The 17,795-nt window shown below is 62.4% G+C and carries 19 protein-coding genes and 3 pseudogenes; 10 read left to right on the top strand and 12 right to left on the bottom strand.

All coding sequences use genetic code 11. From position 1 onward, the window contains the following. Nucleotides 1-13: 13 nt before the first annotated feature. Both CAF73_RS28285 and CAF73_RS28280 read right to left on the bottom strand, forming a co-directional pair. On the bottom strand, nt 14-187 hold the full coding sequence (locus CAF73_RS28285; RefSeq protein ID WP_085705215.1) for a DUF1427 family protein: 174 nt from the start codon (nt 185-187) through the stop codon (nt 14-16). A gap of 89 nt (nt 188-276) precedes the next feature. Continuing rightward, on the bottom strand, nt 277-1,056 hold the full coding sequence (locus CAF73_RS28280) for a helix-turn-helix domain-containing protein (protein ID WP_170929772.1): 780 nt from the start codon (nt 1,054-1,056) through the stop codon (nt 277-279). A 146-nt stretch (nt 1,057-1,202) separates the two neighbouring features. Here CAF73_RS28280 and CAF73_RS28275 point away from each other — a divergent pair, with 146 nt between their 5' ends. Continuing rightward, complete coding sequence (locus CAF73_RS28275; RefSeq protein WP_065259393.1) at nt 1,203-1,430, top strand: DUF6555 family protein; 228 nt, start codon at nt 1,203-1,205, stop codon at nt 1,428-1,430. Nucleotides 1,431-1,468: 38 nt separating this feature from the next. After that, nucleotides 1,469-1,741, top strand: coding sequence for a hypothetical protein (locus tag CAF73_RS28270; RefSeq protein ID WP_085700426.1), 273 nt, complete (start codon nt 1,469-1,471; stop codon nt 1,739-1,741). Between the two features lie 23 nt (nt 1,742-1,764). Here the strand turns inward: CAF73_RS28270 and CAF73_RS28265 are convergent, their stop codons facing one another. The 3 genes from CAF73_RS28265 to CAF73_RS28255 form a co-directional block, all read right to left on the bottom strand. Further along, entirely contained in the window at nt 1,765-1,932 is a 168-nt protein-coding gene (locus CAF73_RS28265) for a metallothionein (RefSeq protein WP_085705213.1), read from the bottom strand. A gap of 69 nt (nt 1,933-2,001) precedes the next feature. Beyond that, on the bottom strand, nt 2,002-2,457 hold the full coding sequence (locus CAF73_RS28260) for a DMT family transporter (RefSeq protein WP_085700428.1): 456 nt from the start codon (nt 2,455-2,457) through the stop codon (nt 2,002-2,004). A 3-nt stretch (nt 2,458-2,460) separates the two neighbouring features. After that, nucleotides 2,461-2,949 carry a DMT family transporter gene (locus tag CAF73_RS28255; RefSeq protein ID WP_085705228.1) on the bottom strand — a complete coding sequence of 163 codons (489 nt, stop codon included), beginning with the start codon at nt 2,947-2,949 and terminating at the stop codon, nt 2,461-2,463. A gap of 110 nt (nt 2,950-3,059) precedes the next feature. Here CAF73_RS28255 and CAF73_RS28250 point away from each other — a divergent pair, with 110 nt between their 5' ends. Continuing rightward, the gene (locus CAF73_RS28250) at nt 3,060-3,995 is read left to right on the top strand and encodes a LysR family transcriptional regulator (protein WP_085705211.1); all 936 of its coding nucleotides are present in this window, start codon (nt 3,060-3,062) and stop codon (nt 3,993-3,995) included. Nucleotides 3,996-4,016: 21 nt separating this feature from the next. On the opposite strand, the pseudogene CAF73_RS30900 reads toward CAF73_RS28250, so the two are convergent. The 3 genes and pseudogenes from CAF73_RS30900 to CAF73_RS28240 form a co-directional block, all read right to left on the bottom strand. Next, a pseudogene (locus CAF73_RS30900) lies at nt 4,017-4,610 on the bottom strand (methyl-accepting chemotaxis protein); the annotation flags it as partial. A 312-nt stretch (nt 4,611-4,922) separates the two neighbouring features. Then, a pseudogene (locus CAF73_RS30895) lies at nt 4,923-5,699 on the bottom strand (cache domain-containing protein); the annotation flags it as partial. 241 nt (nt 5,700-5,940) lie between these two features. Next, a complete protein-coding gene (locus CAF73_RS28240; RefSeq protein WP_085700431.1) occupies nt 5,941-7,257 on the bottom strand; it encodes a Na+/H+ antiporter family protein in 1,317 nt (438 codons plus the stop codon). Between the two features lie 215 nt (nt 7,258-7,472). Here CAF73_RS28240 and CAF73_RS30890 point away from each other — a divergent pair. Both CAF73_RS30890 and CAF73_RS30885 read left to right on the top strand, forming a co-directional pair. Further along, nucleotides 7,473-8,861, top strand: a pseudogene (locus tag CAF73_RS30890) (HAMP domain-containing protein); the annotation flags it as partial. Nucleotides 8,862-8,963: 102 nt separating this feature from the next. Continuing rightward, the gene (locus CAF73_RS30885) at nt 8,964-9,719 is read left to right on the top strand and encodes a methyl-accepting chemotaxis protein (protein ID WP_371807414.1); all 756 of its coding nucleotides are present in this window, start codon (nt 8,964-8,966) and stop codon (nt 9,717-9,719) included. Nucleotides 9,720-9,758: 39 nt separating this feature from the next. Here the strand turns inward: CAF73_RS30885 and CAF73_RS28230 are convergent, their stop codons facing one another. Genes CAF73_RS28230 through CAF73_RS28215 form a run of 4 tightly spaced genes read right to left on the bottom strand, consistent with a single transcriptional unit; the run spans nt 9,759 to nt 12,378 of the window. Beyond that, nucleotides 9,759-11,072, bottom strand: a complete 1,314-nt coding sequence (locus CAF73_RS28230) for an ATP-binding protein (RefSeq protein WP_085700433.1) — start codon at nt 11,070-11,072, stop codon at nt 9,759-9,761. Further along, on the bottom strand, nt 11,069-11,737 hold the full coding sequence (locus tag CAF73_RS28225) for a response regulator transcription factor (protein WP_085705207.1): 669 nt from the start codon (nt 11,735-11,737) through the stop codon (nt 11,069-11,071). Before CAF73_RS28225 ends, CAF73_RS28230 begins: the two co-directional genes overlap by 4 nt. Nucleotides 11,738-11,740: 3 nt before the next feature. Next, on the bottom strand, nt 11,741-12,067 hold the full coding sequence (locus tag CAF73_RS28220) for a PepSY domain-containing protein (protein WP_085700435.1): 327 nt from the start codon (nt 12,065-12,067) through the stop codon (nt 11,741-11,743). Beyond that, on the bottom strand, nt 12,067-12,378 hold the full coding sequence (locus CAF73_RS28215; protein WP_085700436.1) for a PepSY domain-containing protein: 312 nt from the start codon (nt 12,376-12,378) through the stop codon (nt 12,067-12,069). Before CAF73_RS28215 ends, CAF73_RS28220 begins: the two co-directional genes overlap by 1 nt. A 149-nt stretch (nt 12,379-12,527) precedes the next feature. On the opposite strand from CAF73_RS28215, the gene CAF73_RS28210 reads away from it, so the two are divergent. From CAF73_RS28210 to codA, 5 genes are all read left to right on the top strand, one after another. Continuing rightward, on the top strand, nt 12,528-13,607 hold the full coding sequence (locus CAF73_RS28210; RefSeq protein ID WP_085705205.1) for a hypothetical protein: 1,080 nt from the start codon (nt 12,528-12,530) through the stop codon (nt 13,605-13,607). An 86-nt stretch (nt 13,608-13,693) separates the two neighbouring features. After that, nucleotides 13,694-14,050 carry a 6-carboxytetrahydropterin synthase QueD gene (gene queD / locus CAF73_RS28205; RefSeq protein ID WP_085577504.1) on the top strand — a complete coding sequence of 119 codons (357 nt, stop codon included), beginning with the start codon at nt 13,694-13,696 and terminating at the stop codon, nt 14,048-14,050. A 210-nt stretch (nt 14,051-14,260) separates the two neighbouring features. Beyond that, nucleotides 14,261-15,073, top strand: coding sequence for an alpha/beta fold hydrolase (locus tag CAF73_RS28200; protein WP_085705203.1), 813 nt, complete (start codon nt 14,261-14,263; stop codon nt 15,071-15,073). Nucleotides 15,074-15,247: 174 nt separating this feature from the next. After that, a complete protein-coding gene (codB, locus tag CAF73_RS28195) occupies nt 15,248-16,519 on the top strand; it encodes a cytosine permease (RefSeq protein WP_085705201.1) in 1,272 nt (423 codons plus the stop codon). A 13-nt stretch (nt 16,520-16,532) separates the two neighbouring features. Next, on the top strand, nt 16,533-17,774 hold the full coding sequence (codA, locus tag CAF73_RS28190; protein WP_085705199.1) for a cytosine deaminase: 1,242 nt from the start codon (nt 16,533-16,535) through the stop codon (nt 17,772-17,774). The last annotated feature ends 21 nt before the right edge of the window (nt 17,775-17,795 follow it).

The following is a 17,795-nucleotide window of genomic DNA, read 5'->3' as shown; positions in this document are numbered from 1 at the left end:
GAAAAGACAGGATTCAGAACAGCCAGCCACTGACCAGTTGCCGGCCCATCGGCCACAACTGCTCGCCCGCCAGCATGCCCAGCAGGCCCACCAGCGCGATGGTCGGCGGCGCCGGAGAACGGACATCCAGCGCGCCATACAGCAGGCCGACACCCAGACCGACGCCCAGTGAAATCAGGTAATTCATGGGATCACTCCGCCACACAAAGGGAATGGGCGAAGTCTAGGGAAAGGCTGCGACCGGCACCGGCCAAGGACTTCTGAATTTCGGCCAAATCAGCCGGCGAGCGGCCCGCCATCGAACTGCGAAGGCGCGACACCCAGCTCCCGGCGGAACATGTCGCTGAAACTGCTCGGCGAATAACCCAGCTCACGGGCGATCGCGCTGACCGGCACGCCCTGGATCAACTCCGCCACCGCCGTCGCCAACTGCACCTGACGCCGCCACTCGGCGAAGCCCATGCCCAGCCCTTCCTTGAACAACCGCGCCAGGGTGCGCACGCTGGCCCCGGCGTTCTCGGCATGTTGCTCAAAAGGAATGTCCAGCGACGGCGCGGCCATCACCGCCTGACACAGACTCATCAACCGCCGGTCTGCATCGTCCGGCAACGGGATCTTCAGCTGTGAACGCCTTGCACGTTTCAGCTCCAGCAGCGCCAGCCCGACCAGCGCCTCGTAATACTCGGCATCTCCGCTGTCACCTTGCGCCACCAGCCCGACGATCAACTCGCGCAGCAAACCGCCGACCTCAATCACCTGCACCGTCTCATCCAGCGTCGCCGCCAGCGCCGGGCGCAGATAGATATTGCGCATCTGCAAATCCGACACCACGCGAATCCCGTGCGGCACCCCCGGCGGCAACCACACCGCCCGCTGCGGCGGCACCACCAGCGCCTCGTGCGGCGTCTCGACCCACATCACCCCGCTCATCGCATACAGCAACTGGCCCCAGACATGCTCGTGCGGCTCGATGAACAACCCGCGCGGATAGGTGCGCGCCAGCGGCTGTACGGGCACATCGGTGTCAGTGAGGTCAGGAGGTGCGGCGAGGGCCATGTGGAACATTCATCGGGATTGGCGAAGGCGTCATGGTAACCAGTCAGCCCGGTCCCTCGCCATTGATAGATACCGTCGGACAATCCGAGTGAATTTTCCCGATGCCCAGCGATCCTTCTATTACCACAGGGAGGAAGACCGGCTTTATGAACAACGCAAAACTGTTTGTCATCGAATACACCCTTCACGGCGCGCCCAAGTCGTTCATTATCCGCTCGGACAGAATGGACAACACCGAGGCGTGGCACTGGGCAAGCTGCGACGCAGGGGTCGGCCGCATCCCGCGTTTCGGCCGGGAGAAAGTGCAAAAGACCAGCAAGCCGATGGCAGAAAAATTCGGCGTGGAAAACGTGACGTGGCGTCCGGCAAGCTAAGCTTGCGCGCAGCTGGGGATTATTTCGGGGGAACACACATGACAACCATCAACAGCCCGGCGCACCTGGACTATGGTCTGGACACGCTCTTTGGCCGCATGACCCGAAGCGTCGACTGTCCGGTGGGTCTGGAGCCCGTCGAAAATGATCCCTTCCGCTTCTCCCTGCGCGTGCCGGCGCCCTTGCCGCAAGACCTCGAAAAAGCCAAAACCGTCGTTGTCAGCGTTGAAGGCCGTCGGCTGCAAGGGACTGTCCGCCATGTCGAACGGCTGGACGATGACAGCCTGAAACTGGAAGTGGAGCCTGACTAGGCTCCACGTTTTCATGGCTTGCGTTATTTAGGATGCGCGCAGTGGCATCCCTTGCCGGTACATGCTTCACCGTCCTTATGGTGATGCGCGCAGGCTTCACAGCAATAGTGTTTACCGTGCGCCACATAAGCGTGGTCGCCTTCCTTGATCTTGCAATTACAGCCCGGGCAATCGCATTTTCTATCTGGCATGGGACAGACTCCTTCGGTGGTGGTTGTCTGAGACCTGAAGAGCAGGTCGTACCACCAGTGTAGAAGCTGTCAGTCCGCCTGCCGCACACTGCTGCGATACATGAACACCAGCGCCAGCCCCAGGCAGACCATCGCCAGAATCCGCGCGCCCGACAGCTCAATGGCGGGGTTGCCCAGCCAACCGAAATTGTCGATCAACATCCCCATTCCCAACTGCCCGACAATCACCGCCACCGTCGCCACCGCAGTACCGATGCGCGGCACCGCACCCACCATGACCATCATGTACACCACGCCGAACAGTGCACCGCTGAGCTGCCATTTCGGTACGTCCAGCAGGCTGATCGCCTGGGCCGGTTCGAAAAACAGGATGAGCAGCCCCGTACTCACGGCGCCGACCGCAAACGTCAACAGGCTACTGCGCAGCACCCCAACGGTCTCCCCCAACCGCCCGTTGATCGCCGCCTGCACACTCAACACCGCACCGGCCAACACCACCACCGCCAACAAAATAACCAGACTCATCACTCACCCCCGCGCAATCAAAACCAAAGCCGCCACAATCAACCCCAACGCCAGCCACCGTTCACCGTTGACCTTCTTGCGCGTGGCGCCAAACCAGCCGAAATGGTCGATCAGCACACTCTTGCCGACCTGCCCGGACAGAATCGCGATCATGGTCATGGCGATGCCGATATGCGGCGTGGCCAGCGTCAACACCACCACGTACATCGGCCCCAGAAATCCGCCGATCAACTGCCAGCGCGGCAAGTCGGTCAGCGCCGGCCCCTTCTGTGGCCCCGCAAACAGCAACAACAAAAACAGAATCGCCGTCCCGACCCCGAAGATGCTCAAGGTCGCCCACAAATGCCCGACCTGCTCACCCAAGGGCCCGAGCAATCCGGCCTCCACCGACAAACCCATGCCGGCCATGATCACCAGCGGCAACAGCAACAAACGCAAACCAGGCCGGGCGACCGGGGCCGGCGCAGCACTCACTTCATCAAACGACTGCATCTGAAAACCTCTGAAGGAAACGATGGCGCGGATTATCGGCTGGCGCAGCTGTGCGATAAATGGGAGCATCCGGACAACACTTTTGCGCAACTCGCACAACAGGACAGACGATGCACGGGCTCAACGAACTGGGATTCAAGGCGCTAAGGCTGTTTGTGGCGGTGCTCGACCATGGCAGTTTTTCCGAAGTCGCCCGCCGCGAGGGTGTTGCGCCCTCGTCGATTTCCCGGCAGATCCAGTTGATGGAACAGGCGCTGAACCAGCAATTGCTCTACCGTCACACCCGCGCGGTCACGCCGACCGAAGCCGGGCGCATGCTCGGCCATCACGCGCGGCTGGTGCTGGTGCAACTGGAGGAGGCCGAACAGGCCTTGCAGGAACAGCAAAGCGAACCGACCGGCCTGGTACGGATCAACGCCCCGGTGGTGTTCGGCCAGCGTCACCTCACGCCATGGCTCGGGCGATTGTGCGAGCGCTATCCGAAGCTGCAAATGGACATCCAGCAGACCGACCACTACATCGATCCGCTGCAGGAAGGCGCCGACCTGCTGTTCCGCATCGGCCCGCTGCACGACTCGAGCATGCAGGCGCGGATTTTGGCGCCGCACCGTTTTCAGGTCGCGGCCAGCCCGGCGTATCTCAAGCGTTTCGGCGCGCCCCGGCATCCCGACGACCTCGCCCGCCACCAGTGTCTGGCCTACAAGGGCGCGACCGGCCAGCAACGCTGGTTCTTCCGTCAGGATCAGGGCGAGTGGACGCCGTATGCAGTCAAGGGCCCGATCACCGGTAACCACGCGGACACGCTGACCCAGGCCGCTGTGCAAGGACTGGGGCTGGTGATGTTTCCGTCATGGCTGATCGGTGAAGCGGTGCGTGAGGGCACGCTGGTGCCGTTGCTGGGGGAGTATCAGGTGTCGAACAGCGTGGAGCCGCAGCAGATTGCGGTGCTGTGGCCGGGGAGCCGGCGGTTGTCGGTGAAGGTGCGGACGGTGATTGATTTCTTTGTTGAGTGTTTTGGCGAGGTGCCGTATTGGGACAGACCCTGATGATCTGTCCCGACAACGCCATCAGATACGGAACTGCCCCACCAACTTCCCAAGCCGCTGCCCCAACTCCGCCAGACTGCGCGAAGTCTGCGCCCCCAACTGTGTCTCATCCGCCACGTTATCCACCGCCACCGCAATCTGATGCACGCTGCGGTTGATCTCTTCCGCCACCGCCGTCTGCTCTTCAGCGGCGCTGGCAATCTGAGCATTCATCGAGTTGATCGTCGCAATCAGATCCGCCATCGCATCCAGCGACGCCCCCGCCTGATTGGCCTGGGCCGACGTACCGTCACCCGCCTCGCTGGAACGGCGCATCGCTTCAACCGCCGACTGCGTCCCCGCTTGCAAGCGATCGATCATCCCCTGGATTTCCTGAGTGCTGATCTGTGTGCGCGACGCCAGCGCCCGCACCTCGTCCGCCACCACCGCAAACCCGCGTCCGGCCTCACCGGCCCGGGCCGCTTCGATCGCGGCGTTGAGCGCCAGCAGGTTGGTCTGTTCGGCAATCGAGCGGATCACCCCGAGTACGCCGACAATCGACGACACGTCCTGTTGCAGGCTGTCGAGGGACACGCCGCTGCTGCGGATGTCGTCCACCAGCGCATGAATCTGTTTGATGCTGCCGGCCACCACGCGTTTGGCGGTCTGACCTTCTTCGTCGGTCTGCTGCGCGGCGACGGCAGCGTTCTGCGCGCTCTTGGCGACTTCCTGGGCGGCGGCGGACATTTCGTTGATCGCCGTGGCCACCTGATCGGTTTCGTGGCGTTGACGCTCCATGGCCTGATCGGAGCGCTGGGCCTGATCCGAGACTTGCGTCACCAGTCCGGTCAGTTGCGAGGTCATCTCGGTGATTTGCCGCACCAGGCCGTGGATTTTGTCGACAAAGCGGTTGAACGAGCCGGCCAGTTCGCCGAGTTCGTCCTGGCTGGTGATGGTCAGGCGCCGCGTCAGGTCGCCCTCGCCCGCCGCGATGTCATCGAGGTTGGCTTTCATCAGGGTCAGCGGTCGCAGGATGGTATTGGCCAGCAGCATTCCCGCCGCCGCGATCACCAGCAGCACCACCACCGCCACGCCGACGATGCTCAGCACCACGCCCTGCATGCGTTCCTGCACCTTGGCCTCGACCACCGCCACTTGCGCTTCGATGCCATCGAGGTTGACCGACGTACCGACCGCCATGTCCCACTTCGCCAGGTATTCGGTGTAGCCGAGTTTCGGCACCAGCACTTGCGCGTTGCCCGGCAGCGGCGAGCTGTATTGCAGGTAGTGGGTGCCGTCCTTCGCGACTTTCACCAGGTCGCGATTGACGTAGACGCCGTTCGGGTCGCGGTTGTCCTTGAAGCTTTTGCCCACGCCTTCGGGATCGTTGGCCTTGAACAGGCGCACGGTCTCGGAGTCGTAGCCGAAAAAGTAGCCGTCCTTGCCGTACTTGATGCTCGACAACAGTTTGATGACCTGCGCCCGCGCCTCGGCGTCACCGGGAGCGGCAGCGTCGTACAACGGTTTGATGGTGGTCATGGCCACCGCGACATAGCTGGCCAGGGTGGCCTTGGCGTCGCCAAGCAGGCGTTCGCGAGTCTGTTCGACTTCCTTGCGCGCCTGTTCCTGAAGGATGAACAGCGTGGTCAGGCTGATCACCAGCGCAAAGAGCAAGACCGGAAGGACGGCAAGGGACAGGACTTTAGCCTTGAGACTCAGGCGCATAGGGAACTCACTTTTTTGGTTTTGTTGGCGTGGTTACAGGCTATAACGGCACGCGAAACCAAAAGTTGAGCTGGGGCTTGAGATCGTTCCCACGCGGACGCTCGACGCAGATCATTCCCACGCTCTGCGTGGGAATGCCTCTTGTGACGCTCTGCGTCACGCTTTGGAACGCGGAGCGTCCCGGGCTGCATTCCCACGCGGACGGTTCGACGCCTCGACGTGGGAACGATCAACAATCAAGTCAGAGGACCATTGCGGCCACCCAGCCGAACGCCAGCAGCGGCAAGTTGTAGTGCAGGAAGGTCGGGACCACGGTGTCCCAGATGTGATGGTGCTGGCCGTCGATGTTCAGACCGGAGGTCGGGCCAAGGGTCGAGTCGGACGCGGGCGAACCGGCATCGCCCAAGGCACCGGCCGTGCCGACGATGCAAACGATGGCGATCGGACTGAAGCCCAGTTGCACGCACAGCGGCACGAAAATCGCCGCCAGGATCGGCACCGTCGAAAACGACGAGCCGATGCCCATGGTCACCAGCAGCCCGACCAGCAGCATCAGCAAGGCACCGATGCCCTTGCTGTGATTGATCCACGACGCCGAAGACTCGACCAGCGTCTGCACCTCGCCAGTGGCCTTCATCACTTCGGCGAATCCGGATGCGGCGATCATGATGAAGCCGATCATCGCCATCATCTTCATGCCTTCGGTGAACAGATCATCCGTCTCGCGCCATTTGACGATGCCCGATGCCGAAAAGATCAGGAAACCGGACAGCGCCCCGATAATCATCGAGTCCAGCAGCAGCTGAATAATGAAGGCCGCCGCAATGGCGACACCGGCGATCAACAGGCTTCGCGGGTTGTATTGCACCGCCACCTGCTCGACCTGCTCGATTTTCCCCAGGTCGTAGACGCGCTTCTTGCGATAGCTGATGAATGCCATGCCAAGGCCGGCCAGCATGCCCAGTGCCGGAATGCCCATGGCATGCGTGACGTTGATGCCGCTGATGTCCACGCCGCTGCGGGCAACGTTGGCCAACAGGATCTCGTTGAGAAAAATGTTGCCGAAGCCCACTGGCAAGAACATGTACGGCGTGATCAGGCCGAAAGTCATGACGCAGGCGATCAGCCGGCGATCCAGTTGCAACTTGGTCAGGACATAGAGAAGCGGCGGCACCAGCAGCGGAATGAACGCGATGTGAATCGGCAGGATGTTCTGCGAAGCGATCGCCACCACCCACAGCAGGCCGATCAGCAGCCATTTGACGCTGCCACCACCGCTCGCATGCTGGCGGTCGACCATCGCCAGGGCCTTGTCGGCCAGCGCATGGGCCAGGCCGGACTTGGCAATCGCCACGGCGAAAGCGCCGAGCAACGCGTAGGACAACGCCACCGTCGCCCCGCCACCCAGGCCACTGTTGAACGCCTTGAGCGTGGCGTCGATGCCCAGACCACCGGTCAGGCCACCGACCAGCGCACCGACGATCAACGCGATCACTACATGCACCCGGGACAGGCTGAGGATCAGCATGACGCCGACCGCAGCAATCACTGCATTCATTTCACTACCTCAAAAACACGACGGTGAAGCCATCCACCGCCAGACAGGATGAGTCCGGCCGGCAAGCCACGCGGCTCGCCAGCGGATTTGCATAGAGGGTCTTATTAGAAGGGCGCGCACTGTGCCGCAGAGCGGGCGCAGTGTCAAAGCGAGCGGTCGCGGCACTGTGTAACTTTCCATGATCAGGTTGCTGAAGACGGCATATCGGCCACAACATGCGTCAATTCGCCGCATTGCATTTACGCCATAAAGAAACTCGAAACGCGGCCGTTACAGTGCAAAGTCTCAGATATTTATCGAATAAGGACGTCTCCATGTCGCTCAGACAACTTTCCATCCAATGGAAAATCACCCTGCTCGCCGGGCTCTGCCTGGCCGGTATCGTGACCCTGTTGGTGGGTCTTTCGCTGTATCGCATGGAGCACAGTTCCGAACTGGTAAAGGCTTCGAGCATGGAAATGCTCACCGAGTCGGCCCAGGCCCGCATTGAATCCCAAGGCGAAGTCCAGGCGGCGGGCATTCGCCAGCAGTTCATGGACGCCTATCAATATGGTCATGGTTTTTCGCGTCAGGTGCTGTTCCTGCGCGAACAGGCCGAGAAGCGCTTTCTGGACGCTTTCGACCTGCGTGAGGACATGACCCGTCAGGTGAAATCGGCGCTGCAGGCCAACCCGGATCTGCTCGGCCTGTCGCTGGTGTTCGAAGCCAACGCGCTGGACGGCAAAGACGAGCTATTTGCCGGGCAAGCTGAATTAGGCAGCAACGACAAGGGCCGCTTCGCCCTGTACTGGTCGCAACCGACACCGGGCAAAGTAACCTCCATGGCCCTGCCGGAAAGCGACATGGCCGACACCAGCACCGGCCCCAGCGGCCAGGCGGCCAACGCCTGGTTCACCTGCCCGCGCACCACGCTCAAGCCGTGCGTGATCGAACCCTACTTTTATGTGATCGACGGGCAAAAGGTGCTGATGACCAGCATCGTGTTCCCGCTGATGGTCAACGGCAAAGTCATCGCCTCGCTGTCGGTGGACATCAACCTCAACAGCCTGCAAGCAATCAGCCAGAGCGCCAGCAAAAAGCTCTACGACGGCCAGACTGCCGTGAGCATCATCAGCCCCGCCGGCCTGCTTGCCGGTTACAGCCCGGACGCCAACAAACTCAGCCAGCGTCTCGATGCCGTGGACACCGCCAGCGGCGCCGAACTGCTGCGTCTGCTTGCGTCGAGCCAAACCGTCAGCAGCCTGCACAGCAACGCGCAGTTGAAAGTGCTGTCGCCGTTCCAGCCGATTCCTGGCGGCCCGTCGTGGGGCGTGCTGCTCGATGTGCCGGAAAAAGTCTTGGTAGAACGCGCCGAAGCGCTCAAGCAACAGCTGGATGCCAGCAACACCTCGGGCACCCTGATCGAACTGAGCCTGGGCGTACTCGCCGCGCTGATCGGCCTGTTGCTGGTGTGGCTGATGGCACGCAGCGTGACCAGGCCGATCCTTGGCGTAGCGCACATGCTCGAAGACATCGCCAGCGGTGAAGGCGACCTGACCCGGCGTCTGGCCTACGACAAGAAAGACGAACTCGGCCAGTTGGCCGGTTGGTTCAACCGCTTCCTCGACAAGCTGCAACCGATCATCGCCGAGGTGAAACGCTCGGTGCAGGATGCGCGCAACACCGCCGACCAGTCTTCGGCGATTGCGACCCAGACCAGCGCCGGCATGGAGCAGCAATACCGTCAGGTCGATCAGGTCGCCACCGCGTCCCACGAAATGAGCGCCACCGCCCAGGACGTGGCCCGCAGTGCGGCACAAGCCGCCGAAGCCGCCAAGGATGCCGACCGCGCCACGCGTCAGGGCCTGACCGTGATCGACCGCACCACCGCCAGCATCGACACCCTCGCCGCCGACATGAGCGCCGCCATGGTGCAGGTCGAAGGCCTGGCCGCCAACAGCGAGAAGATCGGCACGGTACTGGAAACCATCCGCGCCATTGCCGAGCAGACCAACCTGCTGGCCCTGAACGCCGCCATCGAAGCCGCCCGCGCCGGTGAAGCCGGCCGCGGTTTTGCGGTGGTCGCCGACGAAGTGCGCAACCTCGCCCGCCGCACCCAGGAATCGGTGGAAGAAACCCGCCAGGTCATCGAGCAATTGCAGAATGGTACCCAGGACGTGGTCGGTTCGATGGGCAACAGCCATCGTCAGGCCCAGGGCAGCGTCGAACAGGTCGGCCAGGCCGTCACCGCACTGCGCCAGATCGGCGATGCGGTGACAGTAATCAGCGACATGAACCTGCAGATCGCCAGCGCTGCCGAAGAGCAGAGCGCGGTGGCCGAAGAGATCAACAACAACGTGGCGACGATTCGTGATGTGACGGAGTCGCTGTCGGGGCAGGCGAATGAATCGGCGCGGGTGAGTCAGTCGCTCAATAGTCTGGCGAATCAGCAGCAGAGTTTGATGGATCAGTTTCGCGTGTGACGCTCAGGCCCGCTCACCACAAACCTTGTGGGGGCGGGCTCACCGCCGAGGCAACTGAATCTGCACCTTCAACCCGCCCCACTCGCTTTCGCCCAGCACCAGCACCCCGCCCCACGTTTCGACAATATCCCGCACAATCCCCAGCCCCAAGCCATGCCCATGGGTCTGCTCATCCAGCCGCGTCCCCCGGCTGAACACCTGGGCCCGCTGCGCCTCGGGAATCCCCGGCCCGTCATCTTCCACGCTCAACACAAAACCTTCAGCCGTCTCGACCACACTCAACCGCACCTCGGCATCCGCCCATTTGCAGGCGTTGTCCAGCAGGTTGCCCAGCAGTTCCAGCAAATCTTCGCGATCCCACGGCAATTGCAGGCCCGAAGGAGCCACGTAACTCAGATCCAGATGTTCGCCATGAATCATGTTCAACGTCGACAGCAGCCCCGGCAGCTCGGCGTCGCAATCGAACAACGCCCCCGGCAGCGCATCGCCGGCCAGGCGCGCGCGGTTGAGCTCGCGATTCAGCCGTTGCTGAACCTGTTCCAGTTGTTCCTTGAGGATCTTGCGCAATTGCGGATGTGCATCGAGCTGTTCACTCGACGCCAGACTGAGCAGCACCGCCAGCGGAGTTTTCAGCGCATGCCCAAGATTGCCCAAGGCATTGCGCGAACGCTTGAGGCTGTCTTCAGTGTGCGCCAGCAAATGGTTGATCTGCGCCACCAGGGGCTCCAGTTCCGCCGGCACTTGCTCATCGAGTTGTGAACGTTGGCCCTGCTGCAACTGGGCGATCTGTTCACGAGCCTTCTCCAGCGGCCGCAATGCGCGGCGCACGGTCAGGCGTTGCAACAGCAGAATCAGCAACAACCCGGCCAGCCCGAGGCCGAGACCGATCTGCCGCATGCGCTGGAAGCTCTCGCGCACCGGCGTGTAATCCTGGGCCACGCTGATGGAAATCGACTGACCGAGCCGTCGATAGTCCGAACGCAGCACCAATAATTGCTGACCGTCCGGCCCCAATTGCAGGTTGCTGTGCAGACCAGGGTGTTCAAGCATCGGCAGTTCCTGATCCCACAGCGAGCGGGAACGCCAGTGGCTGTCGGCGAAATCGATACGGAAGTAGTGCCCGGAAAACGGCCGCTGATACGCCGGCGACAAGTGCCGCTCATCCAGTTGCAGCCCCTGCGGGCCACGCACCAGCGCCACCAGCAGGTTTTCACTGTCGTTGCGCAGACCCGCTTCGAGGTAACGCTGCAAGCCCACTTCGAACAGCCACAGGCTGGTTTGCACCAGCACCAGGCCGACGATCACCATCACGCTGATCAGCCCCAGGCTCAAACGGCGCTGGATCGATCTCACGAAGCCTGTCCGCCAAACAGATAACCCTGACCACGACGGGTTTCGATCACGCTTTTGCCGAGTTTGCGCCGCAGGTGATTGACGTGGACTTCAAGCACGTTGGAATCGCGCTCGGTCTCACCGTCGTAGAGGTGTTCGGCGAGGTGGCTTTTGGAAAGAATTTGCTCGGGATGCAGCATGAAGTAGCGCAGCAGACGGAATTCGGCAGCGGTCAGCTGAATGTCGGCACCGTCGCGCACGACACACTGGCGGCCCTCGTCCAGGTGCAGACCGGCGGCCTGGAGCGTCGGCTGGTTGGCCTGCCCCTTGGAGCGACGCAGCAGCGACTGGATGCGCAGATACAGTTCTTCGGGGTGGAAGGGTTTGGTCAGGTAATCGTCGGCACCGGCCTTCAGGCCTTCAATACGCTCGGCCCAGGAATCGCGGGCGGTGAGAATAAGCACCGGAATCGTCAGACCGCCGGCGCGCCATTGCGTCAGCACCTCGAGCCCCGGCACGCCGGGCAGACCGAGGTCGAGGACGATCAGGTCGTAGGGCTCGCTGCTGCCCTGATAGACCGCATCGCGCCCGTCCGCCAGCCAGTCCACCGCATAGCCTTGACGTTGCAGGCCGGCGAGCAGTTCGTCAGCCAGCGGTACGTGGTCTTCCACCAGAAGCAAGCGCATCGGTCAATCTTCCTTGTCTTTGATCAGGTTGCCGGTGGCGGCCTCGAAATGCAGCTCGCGAGCCACACCTTCGACGGTCAGCAGCTCGACTTCATAAATGTAGACGTCGTGCTTCTCTTCAAGCTCGGCTTCCAGCAGTTTCGCCTCGGGGTAGCGCTCCATTGCCTTATGCAGCACTTGCTCCAGCGGCAAAATCACGCCCTGCTGACGCAGGCGCAGGGCTTCGTCCTGATTGAGGTCGCGCGCCAGCGTCACCGAGCAGAATGCAACGAGCGCCAGGGCCAGAAGGCCCGTGGCGCGCGTCGATGAATCAGGTAAAAACGATTTCATTAAGTGTCCTGATGGTCCTTGCGCAGCAGCCCGTCGCTTGCGTCCAGTTCCAGCTCCCATTCCACACCTTGCGAGTCTTTCAGCTCGATCTGATACAGGTAAATGCCATAGCGCTTTTCCAGTTCGATATCGATCAGGGTCGAACCCGGATGGCGAGCCCTGGCCGTGGCCATGACGGTTTCAATCGGCACAATGGTACCAGCGTCGATCAGTTTCCGGGCTTCATCTGCGAGCAGGTCGCGGGTATGAGCACGGTTGGCGGTGAGACCAAACAGCAGGAACGCGATGAACAGGCTCGCGAGAATTTTCATGGAGATCTCCGTCTGTGAGGTGGTGCTTCCTTTGTGGCCACCTTAGCGCCGGGAACTTAACTGAAACTGAATGGCCATCATCGGGCCTGCTCCTGCAGAGCTGGCAACATGTGCTTATAATCTTTCGCTTGCTAACGATCGAGACCGGTATGACCGCCATTCACATCAAGTTCCCGTCCCTCACCCTCAAGGCCGGCCCCCGGGCCATGGCGCGCATTCGTGCCCAAGGCCTGAACGCCGCCGACGTCGGCACCCTGCCCGGCGCTGCCGGCGGGCCCAAGGCGCTGGGAATTCAGGGGCTGGATCTGGCGTTGTTCGGCGAGTGGTTGCCGGCCGCGCCGCGTGAGCGTTCGCTGATCGGTGCATCGGTCGGTTCCTGGCGGTTCGCCAGCGCCTGTCTGCCGGACGCCGCCGAAGGCATCCGTCGCCTCGGTCAGTTGTACACCGAGCAGAACTTCAACAAAGGCGTGACCATCAGCGACGTCAGCCGCAGTTCGCAGCGCATGCTCGATGACCTGCTCGACGGGCGCGACGCCAGCCTTCTGACCAACGCCCATTACCGCTTGAACATCATGGTGGTCAAAAGCCACGGCGGGCTGGCGGACGACCATCGCGGCCGGCTCGGGCTGGCGCTGGGCTCGGTGATCGCCGACAACCTGCGGGGCCGCGCGCGATTGTCGCGGCACTTCGAACGGCTGATCATCCACGACCCGCGTCTGGCGCCGCCGGTGCATGCGCTGAATGACTTCCCGTCGCGTTTCGTCGCCCTCGATGCCACAAACCTGCGTCAGGCGCTGCTGGCGTCGGGTTCGATCCCGATGGTCATGGAGGGCGTGCGCGACCTGCCGGGCGCCGGTGCCGGCACCTTCCGCGACGGCGGCTTGCTGGACTATCACCTTGACCTGCCCTACAGCGGCGACGGCATCGTGCTCTATCCGCACTTCACCGACCGGGTGATTCCGGGCTGGTTCGACAAGACCCTGCCGTGGCGCAAAGCCTCGGTGGAGCGCTTGCAGGACGTGCTGTTGCTCGCGCCCTCCAAGGAATACCTGGCGCGCCTGCCCTACGGCAAACTTCCCGACCGTAATGACTTCAAGCGCTTCATGGGCGACGCGCCGAGCCGGCAGAAATACTGGCGCGCGGCGATGGACGAGAGCCGCCGGCTGGGCGACGAATTCCTTGAACTGACTGCCAATGGTCGCCTCGCCGAGCGCTTGCTGACCCTTTAGTCAGCACAGCCCTGGACAAGCTGGTAAACTCGCCGCCTGCCCGAATTCGCTGCGGCGAACGCCATCTGAACAGAGCTGAAATCACTGTGGAAATTTTCAAAGAGTTCACTTTCGAATCCGCCCACCGCCTGCCCCACGTACCGGACGGCCACAAGTGCGGACGCCTGCACGGTCACTCGTTCAAAGTGGCGATTCACCTGAGCGGCGACATCGACCCGCACACCGGCTGGATCCGTGATTTCTCCGAGATCAAGGCGATTTTCAAGCCGCTGTACGAGCGACTGGATCACAACTACCTGAACGACATTCCGGGTCTCGAGAACCCGACCAGCGAAGTGCTGGCCAAATTCATCTGGAATGAATTGAAGCCCCTGCTGCCGGAACTCAGTGCGATCCGCATCCACGAGACCTGCACCAGCGGCTGCATCTATCGCGGCGAGTAACCGATCCTGAAGTCGCCGAAAAGCCCTGTGGGAGCGAGCTTGCTCGCGATAGCGGTTTGCCAGTGAAGCAAGTGTTGCCTGACACGACGCCTTCGCGAGCAAGCTCGCTCCCACAGGGATAGAAGGCGCCTCAGTGTTTGAATAACAGCCCCCGAGGCTGTTTTTTTACGCCTATGCTTTTTGGCTCGAAACCGCCAAGAGGACAGGCCCATGACGGACTGGCTGCTGGATCAGGTCTTTGACTTCAACGGGCGACAGATTCGCCACGGGGTGCGCGGCGACGGCCCGCCGCTGGTGTTCGTGCACGGCACGCCATTCTCTTCTTACGTCTGGCACCGCATCGCGCCGCACTTTTTCGCCACGCACCGCGTGCACTACTTCGACCTGCTGGGCTACGGGCAATCCGAGCAACCGGACGCCGATGTCTCCCTCGGCGTGCAGAACGAATTGCTCGTGCGGTTACTGGACCACTGGAATCTGCAACGCCCGGACGTGGTCGCCCACGACTTCGGCGGCGCCACCGTGTTGCGCGCGCATCTGCTCAACGGCAAGGATTACCGCAGCCTGACCCTGATCGACCCGGTGGCGCTGACGCCGTGGGGTTCGCCGTTCGTACAGCACGTGCGCCAGCATGAAGCGGCGTTCAGCGGCCTGCCGGATTACATCCAGCGCGCCATTGTCCCGACCTATATTCGCGGGGCGATTCACCGGGACATTCCGGATGATGAACTGGCGCCCTACGTACAGCCGTGGCTGGGCGATCCGGGGCAAGCAGCGTTCTACCGGCAGATCGCGCAGATGGATCAGCGCTACACGCTGGAAGCGCAGCCGCTGTACCCGACGATCCGCTGCCCGGTGCAGATTCTCTGGGGTGAGGAGGATCAGTGGATTCCCATCGAACGCGGGCGCGAGTTGCACAAGCTGATTCCCGGATCGCAGTTTCACCCGATCCCGAATGCCGGGCATCTGGTGCAGGAGGATGCGCCGGAAGCCATTGTTGCCGCCCTGCAGCGGTTCCTCTGACCCCATTGCGCGCGCCTGTGGGAACGGCCCTGCTCCCACATGGTTCGGCAGGACGCCCCATGCACTGCTTTCGCGCCGATCATCCGTGTCTCGTCTATAAATACCCGCAACATCGCGTTTGGCACGACCGCTGCAACCTCTTCGCGTCCTCCCCTTTCCAGCAAGGAACGCCCCATGACGCAAAACGATCCCGGCAACGATTACCCCCTCAGCGAAGTGCCGATGCACGCGCGCAAAGGCCTGGCCTCCACGGCGATGGTGCTGCTCGGCTTCACCTTTTTCACCGCGACCATGTTTGCCGGCGGCAAGCTCGGCGTGGCGTTCAACTTCGGCGAGATGCTCGCCGTCATCGTCATCGGCAACCTGCTGCTCGGCGTGTACGCCGCAGGCCTCGGATACATCGCCTTCAAGAGCGGCCTGAATTCGGTGCTGATGGGACGCTTCTGCTTTGGCGAAGTCGGCAGCAAGCTCAGCGACCTGATCCTCGGGTTCACCCAGATCGGCTGGTACGCCTGGGGCACCGCGACAGCCGCCGTGGTGCTCGGCAAATATTTCGATCTGAACGAAGGCACGGTGCTGGGGCTGATGGTGCTGTTCGGTCTGGTGTTCTGCGCCACGGCGTATGTCGGTTATCGCGGGCTGGAGATCCTGTCGTACATCGCGGTGCCGGCGATGATGTTGCTGCTGATGCTGTCGATGTGGGTCGCCACGGTGAAAGTAGGTGGCCTCGACGGATTGCTCAGCGTCGTACCCAGCGGTTCGCTGGACTGGTCGACCGCCATCACGCTGGTGTTCGGCACCTTCGTCAGCGGTGCGACCCAGGCCACCAACTGGACGCGTTTTTCCCGTTCGGCGCGGGTCGCGGTGCTGGCCAGCCTGATCGGTTTTTTCATCGGTAACGGCCTGATGGTGCTGATCGGTGCCTATGGCGCAATCGTCTATCAACAACCCGACGTGGTCGAAGTGCTGCTGTTGCAGGGCTTCGCCATGGCGGCGATGGCAATGCTGTTGCTGAACATCTGGAGTACTCAGGACAACACCATCTACAACTTCGCCGTCGCCGGTTGCAACCTGCTGCGCACCGGTCGCCGCAAGACCGTGACCCTGGCCGGCGCGGTGATTGGCACGGCGCTCGCGCTGCTGGGCATGTACGACATGCTGGTGCCTTATCTGATCCTGCTCGGCACGGTGATCCCGCCGATTGGCGGCGTGATCATGGCCGACTTTTTCTTCCGCTGGCGCGGACGTTATCCGCGTCTGGCCGACGCACGGTTACCGGCGTTCAACTGGCCGGGGCTCGCGGCTTACGCGGCCGGAACCGTCGCGGCGTTCGGCTCGCCGTGGGTCGCGCCGCTGGTCGGGATCGCCGTTGCCGCGTTAACGTATATCGCAGTGACCGGCCTGCTCGGCGCCCGCAACGCGGCCGCCCCTCTACAAGATCTATAAAAGGATTCGCCCGATGCACATCATCAACGCCCGACTGCGCAACCAGGAAGGTCTGCACGAATTGCACCTTGAAGACGGCCTGATCCGCAGCATCGCGCGCCAGACCGAAGCGCCGACCCTGGGCCCCGACGACCTCGACGCCGGCGGCAATCTGGTGGTGCCGCCCTTCGTCGAGCCGCACATCCACCTCGACGCCACCCTGACCGCCGGCGAGCCGCGCTGGAACATGAGCGGCACGCTGTTCGAAGGCATCGAATGCTGGGGCGAACGCAAGGTCACCATCACCCAGGAAGACACCAAAACCCGGGCCAGGAAAACCATTCAGACGTTGGCCGCCCACGGCATCCAGCACGTGCGCACCCACGTCGACGTCACCGACCCGCAACTCACCGCGCTCAAGGCGATGCTCGAAGTGCGCGAGGAAAGCCGTCATCTGATCGACCTGCAAATCGTCGCGTTCCCACAGGAAGGCATCGAGTCGTTCAGCAATGGTCGCGAACTGATGGAAGAAGCGATCCGCATGGGCGCGGACGTGGTCGGCGGGATTCCCCATTTCGAGTACACCCGCGATCAGGGCGTCAGCTCGGTGAAGTTCCTGATGGACCTGGCCGAGCGCACCGGCTGTCTGGTGGACGTGCACTGCGACGAAACCGACGACCCGCATTCGCGCTTCCTCGAGGTGCTGGCCGAAGAGGCTCGCAGCCGCGACATGGGCGCGCTCGTGACCGCCAGCCACACCACCGCGATGGGCTCCTACGACAATGCCTACTGCGCCAAACTGTTCCGCCTGCTCGGGCATTCGGGGATCAGTTTTGTCTCCTGCCCGACCGAAAGCATTCACCTGCAAGGGCGCTTCGACAACTTCCCGAAACGCCGTGGCGTGACCCGCGTGAACGAATTGCTCGAAGCCGGGATGAATGTCTGCTTCGGTCAGGACTCGATTGTCGATCCGTGGTATCCGCTGGGCAACGGCAACATCCTGCGGGTGCTCGAAGCCGGCCTGCACATCTGCCACATGCTCGGCTACCGCAACCTGCAAAGCGCGCTGGATCTGGTCACCGACAACAGCGCCAAAGCCATGCACCTCGGTGAACGCTACGGTCTGGAACAGGGCCGCCCGGCCAACCTGCTGATCCTCTCGGCGGACAGTGACTACGAAGTGATCCGCAGTCAGGGCCTGCCGCTGTATTCGATCCGCAACGGCAAGGTGCTGATGAAACGGCAGATGCCGGTGGTGGAGTTCATGGAGGGTTGAGCAGCGGTTATGGTTCGCAGC

This window comes from Pseudomonas sp. B15(2017) (assembly GCF_002113215.1).
In the GTDB taxonomy this organism is placed as follows: domain Bacteria; phylum Pseudomonadota; class Gammaproteobacteria; order Pseudomonadales; family Pseudomonadaceae; genus Aquipseudomonas.
This window is presented reverse-complemented; position numbering and strand designations above follow the sequence as displayed.